Source organism: Thauera sedimentorum (assembly GCF_014489115.1).
Lineage (GTDB): Bacteria > Pseudomonadota > Gammaproteobacteria > Burkholderiales > Rhodocyclaceae > Pseudothauera > Pseudothauera sedimentorum.
In genome coordinates, this window is record NZ_JACTAH010000002.1 from 757,900 (window position 1) to 773,019 (window position 15,120).

The 15,120-nt window shown below is 69.6% G+C and carries 9 protein-coding genes; 4 read left to right on the forward strand and 5 right to left on the reverse strand.

What is annotated here, in order from left to right; translation table 11 throughout:
• Positions 1-42 precede the first annotated feature (42 nt).
• Entirely contained in the window at positions 43-2,682 is a 2,640-nt protein-coding gene (locus IAI53_RS13345; RefSeq protein WP_187718670.1) for a bifunctional diguanylate cyclase/phosphodiesterase, read from the reverse strand.
• Positions 2,683-3,050: 368 nt separating this feature from the next.
• Here IAI53_RS13345 and IAI53_RS13350 point away from each other — a divergent pair, with 368 nt between their 5' ends.
• Positions 3,051-3,224: a YjiS-like domain-containing protein gene (locus IAI53_RS13350; protein WP_222948301.1), complete on the forward strand. Its 174-nt coding sequence runs from the start codon at positions 3,051-3,053 to the stop codon at positions 3,222-3,224.
• A 17-nt stretch (positions 3,225-3,241) separates the two neighbouring features.
• Here the strand turns inward: IAI53_RS13350 and IAI53_RS13355 are convergent, their stop codons facing one another.
• From IAI53_RS13355 to IAI53_RS13370, 4 genes are all read right to left on the reverse strand, one after another.
• On the reverse strand, positions 3,242-5,317 hold the full coding sequence (locus tag IAI53_RS13355; protein WP_187718671.1) for a diguanylate cyclase: 2,076 nt from the start codon (positions 5,315-5,317) through the stop codon (positions 3,242-3,244).
• Complete coding sequence (locus IAI53_RS13360; protein WP_187718672.1) at positions 5,314-6,177, reverse strand: ABC transporter substrate-binding protein; 864 nt, start codon at positions 6,175-6,177, stop codon at positions 5,314-5,316. Before IAI53_RS13360 ends, IAI53_RS13355 begins: the two co-directional genes overlap by 4 nt.
• Positions 6,178-6,376: 199 nt before the next feature.
• Positions 6,377-8,485 carry a TonB-dependent receptor plug domain-containing protein gene (locus IAI53_RS13365; RefSeq protein ID WP_187718673.1) on the reverse strand — a complete coding sequence of 703 codons (2,109 nt, stop codon included), beginning with the start codon at positions 8,483-8,485 and terminating at the stop codon, positions 6,377-6,379.
• A gap of 63 nt (positions 8,486-8,548) precedes the next feature.
• Complete coding sequence (locus IAI53_RS13370) at positions 8,549-9,184, reverse strand: TetR/AcrR family transcriptional regulator (RefSeq protein ID WP_187718674.1); 636 nt, start codon at positions 9,182-9,184, stop codon at positions 8,549-8,551.
• 171 nt (positions 9,185-9,355) lie between these two features.
• On the opposite strand from IAI53_RS13370, the gene IAI53_RS13375 reads away from it, so the two are divergent.
• Genes IAI53_RS13375 through adeC form a run of 3 tightly spaced genes read left to right on the forward strand, consistent with a single transcriptional unit; the run spans position 9,356 to position 15,083 of the window.
• Positions 9,356-10,522, forward strand: coding sequence for an efflux RND transporter periplasmic adaptor subunit (locus tag IAI53_RS13375; protein ID WP_187718675.1), 1,167 nt, complete (start codon positions 9,356-9,358; stop codon positions 10,520-10,522).
• Between the two features lie 11 nt (positions 10,523-10,533).
• Positions 10,534-13,689 carry an efflux RND transporter permease subunit gene (locus tag IAI53_RS13380; RefSeq protein ID WP_187718676.1) on the forward strand — a complete coding sequence of 1,052 codons (3,156 nt, stop codon included), beginning with the start codon at positions 10,534-10,536 and terminating at the stop codon, positions 13,687-13,689.
• A complete protein-coding gene (adeC, locus tag IAI53_RS13385; RefSeq protein ID WP_187718677.1) occupies positions 13,689-15,083 on the forward strand; it encodes an AdeC/AdeK/OprM family multidrug efflux complex outer membrane factor in 1,395 nt (464 codons plus the stop codon). The genes IAI53_RS13380 and adeC overlap by 1 nt, the downstream gene beginning before the upstream one ends.
• Positions 15,084-15,120 lie beyond the last annotated feature (37 nt).

Below are 15,120 nucleotides of genomic sequence, written 5' to 3' on the forward strand. Positions count from 1 at the left end.
GTGCCGGTTGGACACCGCCCCGGCGCTTGCGTTGCGCGGGCGTCAGTGCGGCCCGAGCGAAGGCGCCGGCGCGCGCGCGGTGCGCGGCAACTCGTCGGCCGGAGCGGGGCGGCCGAACAGGTAGCCCTGGTAGGCGTCGCAGCCGCCCTCGGCGAGCAGGGCGCGCTGGGCTTCGGTCTCCACGCCTTCGGCGATCACCTCCAGGCCCATGGTGTGCGCCAGCGCGATGATGGTGCGGGCGATGGCGGCGTCGTTGGCGTCCACCAGCACGTCGCGCACGAAGGAGTGGTCGATCTTCAGTTCGGCCAGCGGCAGGCGCTTGAGATAGGCGAGCGAGGAGTAGCCGGTGCCGAAGTCGTCGAGCGAGAAGCTCACGCCCAGGCTGCGCAGTTCGGTCATGCGCTCGATGACCTCGTCGATGTCCTCGAGCAGCATGCTTTCGGTGAGTTCGATGCGCAGCCGCGCCGGGTTGGCGCCGGTGTCGCGCAGCGCGGTGCGCACGTCGTCGACGAAGCCGGCATGGCGGAACTGCCGGGCGCTGACGTTGATCGACAGGGTCAGGCCGGCGCGGTCGGCCATGCCGGCCCATTGCGCGAGCTGAGCGCAGGCCAGTTCGATGACCTGGTGGCCGATCGGCAGGATCAGGCCGGTTTCCTCCGCGATCGGGATGACCTCGCCGGGCGGCACCACCCCGCGGCGCGGGTGCAGCCAGCGCAGCAGGGCCTCGGCGCCGATCAGCCGGCCGGCCGCATCCACCTGCGGCTGGTAGTGCAGGATGAACTGGCGGGCTTCGATGGCCTCGCGCAGCTCGTTCTCCAGCTGGGTGCGCGCGGTCAGCCGGTCACGCATGGCCTGGCCGTAGAAGCACAGGCGGTTGCGTCCTTCCGCCTTGGCCTGGTACATGGCCAGGTCGGCCTGCTTGAACAGCTCGTCGCCCTCGTCGCCGCTGCCGTCGAACAGCGTGGCGCCGATGCTCGCGGAACTGGCGTGGGTCTGTCCGCCAAGGCGGTAGGGCCGCCCGAGCGCGGCGAGGATCTTGCCGGCGACCGCCTGCGTTTCCTCACTGGCGACCGGAATGTGGCCGTCGAGCTCCTCCAGCACCACGACGAATTCGTCGCCGCCCAGGCGCGCCACGGTGTCGGTGTCGCGCACGCAGCCCAGCAGGCGGCTGGCCACCTCCTTGAGCAGGGCGTCGCCCAGTTCGTGGCCCAGGGTGTCGTTGAGCGTCTTGAAGTTGTCCAGGTCGAGAAACAGCAGGGCGCCGCGCTGGCGGTGGCGCCGGCAGGCCGACAGGGCGCGCCTGAGGCGGTCGCCGAGCAGGCGGCGGTTGGGCAGGCCGGTGAGCGGGTCGTAGAAGGCCAGTGCATTGATGCGCTCTTCCGCTTCGCGCAGTTCCTGCACCTGGCCGAGCAGGCGGGCGGCCTGGTCGCGCAGCGATTGCTGGCTGCGCTGCAGCATCTGCCGCATCGTCTCCTGCGCGCCGGCGAGCTGGGCAATCTCGCCGATGCGGCTGCTGACCGGTGGCGGAGCGCTGAAGTCGAGCGCGCCGATGCGCTGGCTGGCGGCGGCCAGGGTCTCCAGCGGCTGCGCGATGCGGCGGGCCTGGCCGTGGGCGATGAGGCCGGCGGCGAGCATCAGCAGCGCCAGGGCGCCGGCCAGGCCGGTGCCGATCAGTATCCAGGGCGGGGCGAAGTCGTCGGCCGGCGCCAGGGTGAGCACCCACAGGCGGTGGTCGCCCAGCGGGTAGGGGCGCTGGGAGAGCAGCCAGTCCTCGCCGGACGACGACACCCGCCGCACCGGCACCGTCTGTCGTCCGGCCTGGCGCCATACCGCCAGGGCGTCGTTGATCGGTGCGATGCCCAGTGCGCTGACCGGCAGCAGCAGGCTGCCGAACCAGTCGTCGGTGCTGATGCCTGCCGGCATCGCAGGCAGGCCGAGGACGCGCTCGTCCTCGGTGAGGATGAGCGCGAAGCCGCGACTGCCGACCTGTTCGTCCAGCGTGGCCGAGGACAGGTCGCGCAGCATCACGTCGTAGCCAAGCACGAAGCTGCTGCCGTCGGGCAGCTGGATGCGCCGCGAGGCGGTGACGCCCGGATCGACGGTAGACAGGAAGGTGTAGGGCTGGGTCCAGTGCACCTGCCCGCCCTCGGCGGCGGTCATGGCGCCGGTAAACCACGGGCGGCGGCGGGGATCGTAGTTTCGCGTTTCCCAGTAGTCGGTCTGCGAGCCGTCCGCGCCACGCTCGACGAAACGGTGGCGGTCGCCCCAGCGGGCGAGGTCTGTGAAGCGGTTGAGCAGCCGGCCGTCGCCTTGCTCGAGCAGCAGCCAGCCACGGCCGTCCGTGGTGCCGGCGACCACCGAAGTGATGGTGGGGGACGCGGTCAGCAGGGCTGTGAAACGCTGGTTGAAGGACTCGGGACGGTCTATGTGCGGCGGGTCGGCGGCGATCCACCCGGCGCCGGTCTCCAGCAGTTGCTCGACCGGCTTGAAGGTGTGGTCGAGCCGGCCCTGGACGCGCTCGGCCACGCGGTCGAACTCGGCTTCGGCCATGCGGTCGAGCGTGGGCATCATCCACAGGACAAGGAAGCCGGCGGTGATCACCAGCGCGCTGCCGCCGACCAGCAGCAGCATGCGGACCAGGATGGTCCGCCGCAGGGTGGTGACGGGACGGGCGAGCGACATGGCCGGTCCGGGTCAGCGCGCGGGGGCGGGATGAGGGAAGGGTGTGACAGGCATGCGTCGGTCTCCGTGGCCGGGCGGAACCATGTTCCGCGCCGCGGCGCTGCAATCTGGCCGACCGGATTCTTCGTGTCCGGCTCGGCCGTCATCATACCGAATCGGTCTGCGGCCTTCCGAGCACTGTGTCAGGGTTTCGCCGCGCGCGGAGCGGCTGGCCGCCGAAGGGGTACAGCAGGGTCCGGCACGGGGCAATACAGTGCGCTTCGTAAGCTGAATGTACCCAGTACATTCATCGTTCTTTGGGTCTGTACCCAAGCGATTGCCGACCATATCCTGAATCCGTCGTTTCAATGGTGTGCGACGAGGAGGACATGATGCTGGTGATCGAGCTGCTGCGCCGTCTGCGCGAGGTGCTGTCCGCTTTGCTGCTGCGGCGGCGCGGGCGGCGGGAACTGCTGGAACTGGACGAGCGCTTGTTGCGCGACGTGGGGCTCAGCCGTGAGCAGGCGCTGCGCGAGGCGGACAAGCCCTTCTGGCGCGTCTGAGCGCACCTGTCCGCCACTCAGCGCGAGAGCGCCGCGGGTGCGCCGATGACCAGGCCCTGCGCGTAGTCGAAGCCATAATCGGGCAGGGCCTCGCGGAACAGCTCGTCTTCCACCTCGGAGGCGATCGTGCGGATCGACAGGGCGGCGGCCATGCCGCACAGCGCCTGCGCCAGGTTGCAGCCGGCTTCCAGCCCGTAGGCATCGGCCAGGGTCTTGAGGCTGATCTTGACGTAGTCCGGGCGCAGCTCGGCAAGCAGTGAGCTGGCGTTGCCGTCCAGCCGCTCGAGGGCCAGCGCGCAGCCTGCCTCGCGGACCAGGGTGGCGAACCTGGCGGTTTCCTCCGGGCACTGGCCGGCCAGCGCCGCCGGTATCTCCAGCACCAGGCGTTGCGCTTCCACCGCGTGGCGGTGCAACTGGCCGACCAGCGTGTCGAGATACTGGTGCGCGTGGGTCAGCGAGGCCTGGGTGACGTTAAGGCCCAGGCGGGACAGGGGCTCGCCGGCCACGGTCTGTTGGCTGCCGAGGTGCACGCAGGCGCGCTCGGCCACCCATTGGTCGAGGAGCAGGCCGGAGCTGCCCGCCCCCAGGCGCGACAACAGGTCGCCGGGCGCCATCGGCGTGTCGCCGCCGTCCCTGATGCGCAGGAGCACCTCGTGCCAGGGCGGGCAGTCCTGCCTGCCGATGCCGACGATGCGCTGGCCGTACAACTCGAGCTGGGCGAAGGGGATGCCCTCGGGGCCGTCGCTGAGGACGTTGCGGTCGCTCTGCCGGCGCTTCGGCGCCATGGCGTGCTCGTGTTCGATGACCCGGTTGCGCCCGCCCTTCTTGGCCGCGTAGCAGGCGAGGTCGGCGGCCACCAGCACGTCGGAGGCGCTGTCCAGCCCGCCGTCGATGCGCACCAGGCCGACGCTGGCGCCCACCGAGAAGCGCCGTCCGTCCCAGTTGAAGCGGTACGCCGCCACGGTCTCGCGCAGGCCTTCGGCGATGCGCAGGGCCTCTTCCGCCGAGCAGCCGCGCAGGATGAGCGCGAACTCGTCGCCGCCCACCCGGCAGATCAGGTCGTCCGCCCTGACGCGCTGGCGCAGCAGCTTGGCGATGCGGCGCAGCAACTCGTCGCCCGCTGCATGGCCGCAGGTGTCGTTGACGATCTTGAAGCGGTCGAGGTCGATGAAGCACAGCGCGCCCTGGTCGCCGGCGCGGCGGGAGGCCGCCACCGCCTCGTCGAGCGCCTGTTCGAAGGCGCGCCGGTTGGGCAGGCCGGTGAGCGGGTCGTGCAGGGCCTGGTGGGCGAGCTGGGCGGTGGCCTCATCCACCCTGGCCTGCAGCGTCTGGTGGGCGGTGGCGATCGAGCGCGCCATGGTGTTGAAGCCGCGCTGCAGGGCGCGCAGTTCGCCTATCGCCGCATCGTCGGGCACCGAGATGTCGAGCTGGCCGTCGGCCATGCCGCTCACCGCGTCGGCCAGGCGCACCACCGGATCGGTCACCGCCCGCGCCAGACGGGTCGCCAGCACCGCGGTGAGGGCCAGGCCGCCGATGGTCAGCGCCAGCGTGGTGAACAGGATGGCGCGCTTGGCGGTGTCCAGCTCGCGGGTGTCGAGCTCGACATAGACCCAGCCGGTTTCCACCGGCGCAAGTCGCGCCGCGCTGCTCACATAGCTTGCAGCGAGGTCGTCCACCGCCAGCGGAGTGGCCATCACCGGCGCGGCCAGGGTCAGGCGCTGGTCGCGGTGGTCGAGCACTTCGGCGCGGCGGGTGGCGAGGATGCGTCCGGTTACCGCCAGCCGCGGGCGCCCGCTCACCGCCATCAGTTCGCCGGCGCTGTCGTAGATGGCCACCGCGGCCACGTCGCGCTGTTCCAGCACCGCCTGGATCAGGCTCATCAGCGTGCCGTGGTTGCCGGAGATCACGCCGTATTCGGCCGCCGGGGCAAGGAAGCTGACGATGGCCAGGCCGCGGTCGCGCATAGCGTCGTCGGCGGCCTGGGTGCCGCGCACCACGAACAGGCCGGCGATGGCGCTGGCCAGCAAGGCGGCGGGGAGCAGCACCACCAGCAGCAGGCGCTGTCGCAGTGAGAGGCGGCGCAGCATTTTCATTGGCCTTCTCCCCGGCGCAGCTGCTCGAGCAGCGTGGCCTCGTCCGCGATGTCCAGGTTGAGCGCGCGGGCCACCTGGCGGTTGATGGCGATGCTGAAGCGGCGCGGCGAGCGCGGTGCCGGCAGCTGCCAGGCGGTGCCGTGCGTGCCGTTCAGCCACTCGCCCAGGTCGCGGGCGACGTCGCCAGTGGAACTGAATACCGCCGCGAGCGCGCCGGCATCCACATAGGCTTGGGAATAGGCGAATACCGGCCGGCGATAGCGATAGCTGGTCAGCAGCAGGGAGCGCGCGGCCGAGGGGCTGGACACCAGCGGGTCGGGCAGGGCGAGCAGGGCGTCGTTCGACTCGAGCGTGCGTTCGAGTGCCGGCAGCAGCTCCGCCGGCGCGGAGATCTGCCGGGCACCGAGCTTGAGGCCCGCCGCCTCCAGCGTCTTGGCGAACCCGGGCTGGAGCGCCGCGCTGTCCGGGCCGAACACTGCGCCGACGCGGCGTGCCTCCGGCAGGACCGCACGGATCAGGGCGACGTGACGTTCGACCGGCTGGTCGAGCACGATCGCGGAGAACGGCGCGCCCGGGTTTGCGCGACGCAGTGCCTCGAACTGCTGGCGGCCGATCAGCACGCCGAGGGTCGGCCGGCCGGCGCGGGCCGCCATCGCGTCGGCCGCCGGCCCGCCGGCGGCGATGATCAACTCGGCACGTTCGAGCACCGCGGCATCCACGCCGTCCTCCATGTTTCCGCCGTCCACGATCTGGTGGCCGCCACCGGCGGTGGCCGCCCGCAGGGCATCGGCAAACCGCTCATAGGCGCCGCCCTTCTGCGACAGTACCAGCGCGACCTCGTGCGCAGCCGCCTGCGGCACGAGGGCGCAAGCCGCAAGGAGGGTGATTATCCGGCGAAGTCCGCGGAGCATGTGTTGCAGCCGGTCAAGCGCTCGGGCATGGCAGCTTCCGGTGGATGTTGATGACATGTCCCGGCAGCGTATTCGCGCCGGATGCAGCCGGCAAGCGCAACACGCGAGCCGTCATGACCTCCTGCACGGCGGACGATGCGACGGGCGGTCAGAAATCGAGACGCAGGGAGACCCAGTGGCGGCGGTCGACCCGGCGCTGCAGGCGCTGTTCATGGTGCGCGCCATCGAGGGACTGCACCGTGTAGGCCAGTTCGCCGCGCTGCGGACCGAGCTTGAACGGGTGGGCGATACGCAGATCGGTGCGGTTGTATTTGCCTACCTCGGTATTGCGCGTCCATTTCATTTCGCGCACCCAGTAGCGGGCCACTGACAGGTCGATGCCATACGGCAGTTCCTGCATCAGCAGCAAGGAGCTCGAGCGGCGCGGTGCGGATTCTTCTGCGAGCGCAACGTATCTCTCGAAGGCGCCGTTGTAGTTGCTGTCCTCGTTGGCGGCGAGGCGAGCGCCGTTGGCGGTGTTTTCGCTCTCGATGCGAATGTCGGCCTGGGCGAAGGCCAGGCGGGTGCCTTCGAACGGCTGCCACTTGAGCTGGTACTCATAGCCGCTGATGCGGATGTCCTGGACGTCCTGCACCGTATAGGGGGAGGCAGACAGTCCGGCAGGGATCTCGCCGGTGCGGATCTTGTGCATCAGGCGGTCGCTGAGTTTCTCGCGGAAATGGCGTACGTCCAGGCTCATGCGCCAGTCGCGCCAGTCCCCCAGATAGGCAAGCTCCCAGCTGTCCAGGCGCTCCGCAGGCAGGTCGGGATTGCCTTGCCAGTCCGACCTGGCGCTGCCATTGCTCCGCACGTAGAACTGATTGGCGCGGTAGTCGAGCGTGCCCGCCGTGCGCCAGGCTCGCGCATAGCCGATGCGGACCGTATTCTCCGGCGTCAGGTGAAAGCTCAGGCTGCCGCGGGGAGCGACATGGCTGCCCGCCAGCGAATCGTCTTCGTAGGAAATGCCCGCATTACCGGTGAACCACTCGTAGGGCTTCCATTCCACGTTGGCGAAGACGCGACCCACGTCGCGGCTGACCTCGCCCATTCCACGCAGGACGGTGTCCGAGCGGAGTGTGTCATGTCGCCAACTGCCTCCCCAGACCAGACGGGTATCCGCCAGTGGCAGGAAGGTGTGAATTGCTTCGACCTCGTGGCGGGTGCCTCGGTCCCCGACCTCGTTGACCTTCTGGTAGGCCGGCTCCCGGTCGGGATGAATGTACTCGTCGCTCGCCCTGTCCTCGCTGTATGTGTAGCGCAGCGAAAAGTCGGCGGTGTCCGAGAAGGTCCGCAACCAGCGCATCTGCAGCCATGTCGACGATTGATCGAAATCGCGGATGGGGTCCGAAGGCTTCGAGACTCCCGGCTTCACCACCTCGATCCCCGCAATCTTCTCGGTGTCGAGGCGGCCGTTCACCATCTGGCCCCTTATGTGTCCGAAGTTGAGCTCCAGCGCATCCTCGACGCCGAGTTGAAGATGCGCCTTCAGATCCAGCAGATCGGTCCGGCTGCCGCTTTGCCAATCGGGAATCGCTTCGGTGATCACGTCGGTGTGCGGATCGAGCCCGTCGTCACCGACTCTCTGATAGGTCAAGCGGAAATTGCCCAGTTCGCCCAGCGGGCCCCCGGTACGCAGGGTGTAGTCCCGCACGCCCTGGCTGCCATTGTTGGCCGAAACCGAGACGCCGCGTACCAGTGCAGGATCCACGGTGATGATGTTGATGACGCCCAGGAAGGCGTTGGTGCCGTAGGACGTGGTGTTCGAGCCGCGCACCACTTCGATGCGCTCGATGTCCTCGAGCGCCACCGGTACCAGGGCCCAGTTCATGCCGCCCCGGAAAAGTGGCGAATGCAGGGACCGCCCGTCGACCAGCACCTGCACCCGCGGCGAATAGTCGTTGTCGTCGGTGATGCCGTGATAGTTCACGCGCGCGGCCGTGTCGCTTGCGGCAAAGGTCTGAAAGCCCGGCACCAGCCGGAACAGGTCGCTCAGCGCACGTGCGCCGGAGGCGCGGATGGTGGCGCGGTCGATCACGGTCACCGAGCTCGGCGCGTCGGCCTGCCGCTGCGGCAGACGGCTGACCGAGGCGACGATGGGGAGGTCGCTGAAGAACAGATCGCCTTCCAGCGGTGTTTCGGCCTGTGCGGACGCGGCAAGCGTGCCGAGCGTCAGCAGCGCGATGCGGGCCTGGCCATGGCCTGTGCGACGGCGATTCAATTGAGCCCCTGAGCGTTCTTGGTTCTTGTTGGAACCGCAGCCTCGCACGGCGCAGGGGGCGGGTCAATAGCTTCCGGAAGCGGCCTTGGGGGAGGTGATGACCCCCAATATGACGTTACGAAACAAGGATATGAGTTTGTCCTTATCTATGTCGGGGTTGCGCACGGCGCGAATCAGCAAGCCGTCATACATGGTGGCGAACAGCTCTGCCATCGCGTCCAGCCAGGTTTCGTCCTCGTCCAGGCCGAGGATGCGGCGGTGCTCGCGCAGGGTCTCGATCACGCTGGCGCGGCAGCGGAGGTCGGCTGCGCGGACGATCTCCGCCACGCGGGGGTTGCGCGCCGCCTCGGCGACGATCTCCACCTTGAGCGCGGCTTCCTCGGCTTCGAGGTTGTCGCGTACGCCGTCCGCAGTACAGGCCGCGATGGCCGACAGGATGTCGGGCGCGGCGCGCAGCTCGGCGGTCATCGTCAGCAGGCGGTCGAGGTCCTGCTCGACGATGGCGGCGATGATCGCTTCCTTGTTCTCGAAGTAGTGGTAGATGTGCCCGGCGCTCATGCCGGCCTCGCGGCAGATCTGCGCGATGCTGGCGCCATGGAAGCCGTTGCGGCGGAAGCAGTCCCGCGCGGCGGCGAGAATCTGCGCACGGCGTGCTTCGCTGCGCGGTGATTCGCCGGTGGCGTTGGGGGCTGCGGTCATGGAAATCCTCCGGGTCTGACGTTCGACGTAGGGGTTCGGCGTGCTTGCGACAGATCCGAGGCTAACATAGAATGAGCGCTCAATCTAGAACGAACGTTCTATCAGAACAATCCCAACGGGCATCGCTGACACAACCGGTACCGCCCGCCCCGAACGATGAGAGGTTCCCCGATGCAGATCCATCTTCGCCCAACGCCGGTCGTGCTGGCCGTGGCCTTGAGTGCCGTGATGCTGACCGCTTGCGGCAAGGGCCAGACCCAGCAGGGTGCGGCCGGCGCGCCGCCCGCGCCGCAGGTGGCGGTGTTCGAAGTGCAGTCGGAACCGGTGCCGCTGGTGCTGGAGCTGCCGGGGCGCACCGCGCCCTACCTGATCGCCGAAGTGCGCCCGCAGGTCACCGGCATCGTCAAGCAGCGCCCCTTCCGCGAAGGCAGCGAAGTGAAGGCGGGCGAACTGCTCTACCAGATCGACCCGGCCACCTACCAGGCCGCCTACGACAGCGCCGAGGCCGGACTGGCGCGCGCCGAGGCCAACCTCTTCGCTGCGCGGCTGAAGGCCGAGCGCTTTGCCGGCCTGGTGCAGATCGAGGCGGTCAGCAAGCAGGCCAACGACGAGGCGCAGGCCGCCTTCAAACTGGCCGAGGCCGAAGTCGCCAGCGCCCGCGCCGCACTGGCGAAGGCCAAGGTGGATCTCGCCTTCACCCGGGTGAGCGCGCCGATCCCCGGCCGCGCCGGGCGTTCCGAGGTCACGCCGGGCGCCCTGGTGACCGCCAACCAGGAGCGGGCGCTGGTGACCATCCAGCAGCTCGACCCGATCTACGTTGACCTCACGCAGTCCAGCGCCGAACTGCTCAAGCTGCGCCGCGACCTGGAAGCCGGGCGGGTGCAACGCAAGACGGCCGACAGCGTGCCGGTGCGTCTGCTGCTGGAAGACGGCAGCGAGTACGCTGCGGCCGGCAAGCTGGCCTTCTCGGAGGTTTCGGTGGACCCGGCCACCGGCAGTGTGACGCTGCGCGCGGTGTTCCCCAACCCGGACGGCGTGTTGCTGCCTGGCATGTACGTGCGCGCACGGCTCGAACAGGGGGTGAGCAGCGACGTGGTGCTGGTGCCGCATGCCGCGGTGTCGCGCGACCCGCGCGGCAACGCCACGGTGATGGTGGTCGATGGCGAGAACAAGGTCGAGGCGCGGGTGGTCAAGGCCGAGCGCTCGTTGGGCGACAAGTGGGTTGTTAGCGAGGGGCTGGCCCCCGGCGAGCGGGTCATCGTCGAAGGCCTGCAGCGCGTGCGCCCCGGCGCGCAGGTGCAGGTCGCCGGTGCGCCCGCGCCTGCTGCGGCCAACTGAGGAGCTGAGCCATGGCCCGCTTCTTCATCGACCGGCCCATCTTCGCGTGGGTCATCGCCATCGTCATCATGCTCGCCGGCGCGCTGTCCATCCTCAGCCTGCCGGTGTCGCAGTACCCGTCCATCGCCCCGCCGGCGATCGCCATCAACGCCAGCTACCCGGGCGCCTCCGCCAAGGCGGTGGAGGACTCGGTGACCCAGATCATCGAGCAGAAGATGACCGGCCTGGACGGTCTGCTGTACATGAACAGCACCTCGGATTCCTTCGGCCGTACGACCATCACCCTGACCTTCAGCGCCGACACCGACCCCGACATCGCCCAGGTGCAGGTGCAGAACAAGATGCAGACCGCGCTGCCGCTGCTGCCGCAGGCGGTGCAGCAGCAGGGGGTGAGCGTGGCCAAGTCGGCGCGCAACTTCCTGATGGTGATCGGCTTCGTCTCCGAGGACGGTCGCCAGACGGGCACCGACCTGTCGGACTTCCTCGTCTCCTCGGTGCAGGACCCGCTCTCGCGGGTGGACGGCGTCGGCGAGGTCACCGTGTTCGGCTCGCAGTACGCGATGCGGATCTGGCTGGACCCGGCCAAGCTGAACAACTACCGCCTCACCCCGGGTGACGTGCGCGCCGCCCTGCAGGCGCAGAACACCCAGGTCTCGGCCGGCCAGCTGGGCGGCACCCCGGCGGTGCCGGGGCAGGGCTTCACCGCCTCGATCACCGCGCAGAGCCGGCTGCAGACCGTCGAACAGTTCGAGGACATCCTGCTGCGCGCGAGCGCCGGTGGTGGCGAGGTACGCCTGCGTGACGTCGCCCGCGTGGAGATCGGCGCGGAAAACTACGGCACCGTGGCGCGCTTCAACGGCCAGCCGGCGGCCGGTGTGGGCATCCGCCTGGCGGCTGGGGCCAACGCGCTGGACACCGCCACCGCGGTGCGCGCGCGGCTGGACGAGATGCAGCGCTACTTCCCCGCCGGGGTGAAGTACGTGGTGCCCTACGACACCACCCCCTTCGTGCGCATCTCCATCCAGGAGGTGGTCAAGACCCTGATCGAAGCCGTGGTGCTGGTCTTCCTGGTGATGTATCTCTTCCTGCAGAACCTGCGCGCCACGCTGATCCCCACCATCGCGGTGCCGGTGGTGCTGCTCGGCACCTTCGGGGTGATGGCGGCCTTCGGCTTCTCGATCAACACGCTGACCATGTTCGGCATGGTGCTGGCGATCGGCCTGCTGGTGGACGACGCCATCGTCGTGGTGGAGAACGTCGAGCGGGTGATGAGCGAGGAAGGCCTGCCGCCCAAGGAGGCGACCAAGCGTTCGATGGGGCAGATCACCGGCGCGCTGGTCGGCATCGGCCTGGTGCTCTCCGCGGTGTTCGTGCCGATGGCCTTCTTCGGGGGTTCAACCGGGGTGATCTACCGCCAGTTCTCGATCACCATCGTCTCGGCGATGGCGCTCTCGGTGCTGGTGGCCATCGTGTTCACCCCGGCGCTGTGCGCCACCATGCTGAAGCCGGTGGCCAAGGGGCATGAGCACGGGGAAGGGAGTCCGTTCGGGCGCTTCTTCCACTGGTTCAACCTCAAGTTCCACAACGGCACCCAGCGCTACGAGCGCACCGTGGGCGGCATGCTCCGGCGCAGCGTGCGCTTCATGGCGATCTACCTGGCCATCGTCGTGGTGCTCGGCGTGCTGTTCGTGCGCATGCCCACCTCCTTCCTGCCGGAAGAGGACCAGGGGGTGATGTTCAACCAGGTCATGCTGCCCGCGGGCGCCACCCAGGAGCGCACCCTGGAAGTGCTGAAGAAGGTCGAGAAGCACTTCCTCGAGAACGAGAAGGACACCGTGCGCGCGCTGTTCACCGTGGCCGGCTTCTCCTTCGGCGGCAGCGGCCAGAACATGGGTATCGGCTTCGTCAACCTGAAGCCGTGGGACGAGCGCCAGGCACCGGGCATGGACGTGAAGTCCATAGCCGGGCGGGCGATGGGCGCCTTCTCGCAGATCCGCGAGGCCATGGTGTTCGCCTTCGTCCCGCCGGCGGTGCTGGAGCTCGGCACTTCGGGCGGCTTCACCCTGCAGCTGCAGGACCGCTCGGGCCTCGGCCACGATGCCCTGCTCGCCGCGCGCAACCAGTTCCTCGGCATGGCCGCGCAGGACAAGCGCCTGGTCGGCGTGCGCCCCAACGGCCAGGAGGACATGGCCGAGCTCGCGCTCGACATCGACCATGCCAAGGCCGGCGCGCTGGGGGTGAGCGTGGCGGACATCAACGAGACCCTGTCCACCGCCTGGGGTGGCAGCTACATCAACGACTTCCTCGACCGCGGGCGGATCAAGAAGGTCTACCTGCAGGCCGACGCGCCGGCGCGCATGACCCCCGAAGACCTCGGCAAGTGGTACGTGCGCAACCAGGCTGGCGACATGGTGCCCTTCTCGGCCTTCGCCACCGCGCACTGGACCTTCGGTTCGCCGCGCCTGGAGCGCTTCAACGGCCAGCCGTCGATGGAGATACTCGGCCAGGCCGCACCCGGCCTGTCCTCGGGCGAGGCCATGGCCGCGGCGGAGGAGATCATCGCCAAGCTGCCGCCGGGCATCGGCTACGAATGGTCGGGCACCTCCTACGAGGAACGCCGCAGCGGTTCGCAGGCGCCGGCGCTCTACGCCTTGTCGCTGCTGGTGGTCTTCCTCTGCCTGGCGGCGCTCTACGAGAGCTGGTCGGTGCCCTTCGCGGTGATGCTGGTGGTGCCGCTCGGCGTGCTCGGCGCGCTGCTCGCCGCCACCGGCCGCGGGCTGTCCAACGACATCTACTTCCAGGTCGGCCTGCTGGCCACCATCGGCCTGTCGTCCAAGAACGCCATCCTGATCGTCGAGTTCGCCAAGGCGCAGATGGAAGAAGGCAAGGAACTGGTCGCCGCTACCCTGGAGGCGGTGCGCATGCGCCTGCGTCCCATCCTGATGACCTCGCTCGCCTTCGGCTTCGGCGTGCTGCCGCTGGCCATCGCCACCGGCGCCGGCGCCGGCAGCCAGAACGCCATCGGCACCGGCGTGCTCGGCGGCACCATCTCGGCGACCGTGCTGGGCATCTTCTTCGTGCCGCTGTTCTACGTGGTGATCAAGCGGATCTTCAAGGACAAGCCGGCCGAGCCCGCGCCGGCCGCGCAACCCGGGGAGGCCCGTTGATGAACCGGCTCCGCATTCTCGCCCTCGCGCTCGCCACCCTGGGCGCGAGCGCCTGCACCACGCTGGCGCCCGACTACCAGCGCCCCGCTGCTCCGGTGCCCGCCGCCTGGGACGGCGCCGCCGCGGGTGAACGCGCCGCGGCCGACATCGCCTGGCGCGAGTACTTTGCCGACGAGCGCCTGCGCCGCGTGATCGAGCTGGCGCTCGAACACAACCGCGACCTGCGCGTGGCCGCGCTCAACATCGAGCAGGCACGCGCCCAGTACCGCATCCAGCGCGCCGACCAGTTTCCCTCGCTGGGCGTGACCGCCAGCCAGAACGCCCAGCGCGTCCCGGGCGATCTCAACAGCAGCGGCCAGTCGATGGTCAGCCGCCAGTACGGGGTGTCCGCCGGTATCGCCAGCTGGGAGCTCGACTTCTTCGGCCGGGTGCGCAGTCTGCGCGACGCCGCGCTGGAGCAATACCTCGCCAGCGAGGAGGCCCACCGCAGCGCGCGTATCGCCCTGGTGGCGGAAACCGCCACCGCCTGGCTGCAGCTGGCGGCCGACCGCGAGCGCCTGGAACTCGCGCGCGGCACGCTGGAGACCCGCCGCAAGGCCTTCGAGCTGACCCAGGCGAGCTTCGAGGCCGGTGCGGTGTCCGCGCTCGACCTGCGCCAGACGCAGGGCGAGATGGAACGCGCGCGCGCCGATGTGGCGGCCTTTTCGGCCAGTGCCGCACGCGCGTCGAACGCGCTGGCGCTGCTCGCGGGCAACAGCCTGTCGAGCGAACTCCTGCCGGCGAAGTTCGACATCACCGTGACCCGTGTGGCCGAGCTGCCGGCCGGCGTGCCTGCCGAGGCGCTGGCCAGCCGTCCCGACATCCTCGCCGCCGAGCATCGTCTGCGCGCGGCCAACGCCAACATCGGTGCGGCGCGTGCGGCCTTCTTCCCGCGCATCACGCTGACCGCCAGTGCCGGCACCGCCAGCGCGGAACTCGGCGGCCTGTTCGACAGCGGCTCGCGTGCCTGGAGCTTCATGCCCCAGCTCACCCTGCCGATCTTCGAGGCCGGACGGCTGGCCGCCAGCCTGGATGTGGCCGAGGTGCGCCGCGACATCGCCGTGGCCGAGTACGAACGTGCCATCCAGGGCGCCTTCCGCGAGGTGGCCGATGCGCTCGCCGAACGCGGCACCCTGGGCGAGGAGCTCGACGCCCGGCAGATGCTGCTCGCCGCCGCCCGGGAAAGCCACCGCCTGTCGGGGGCGCGTTACCAGGCCGGGGTGGACAGCTTCCTGGTGCTGCTCGACGCCCAGCGCACCCTCTACGCCGCCGAGCAGGAGCTGATCGCCACCCGCCTGGCGGAAGCGGCCAACCGGGTGACGGTGTACAAGGTGCTCGGCGGCGGCTGGCAGTGAGCGCCCGGCGGGTGGCGGCGGAACCATAGGCCCTTGC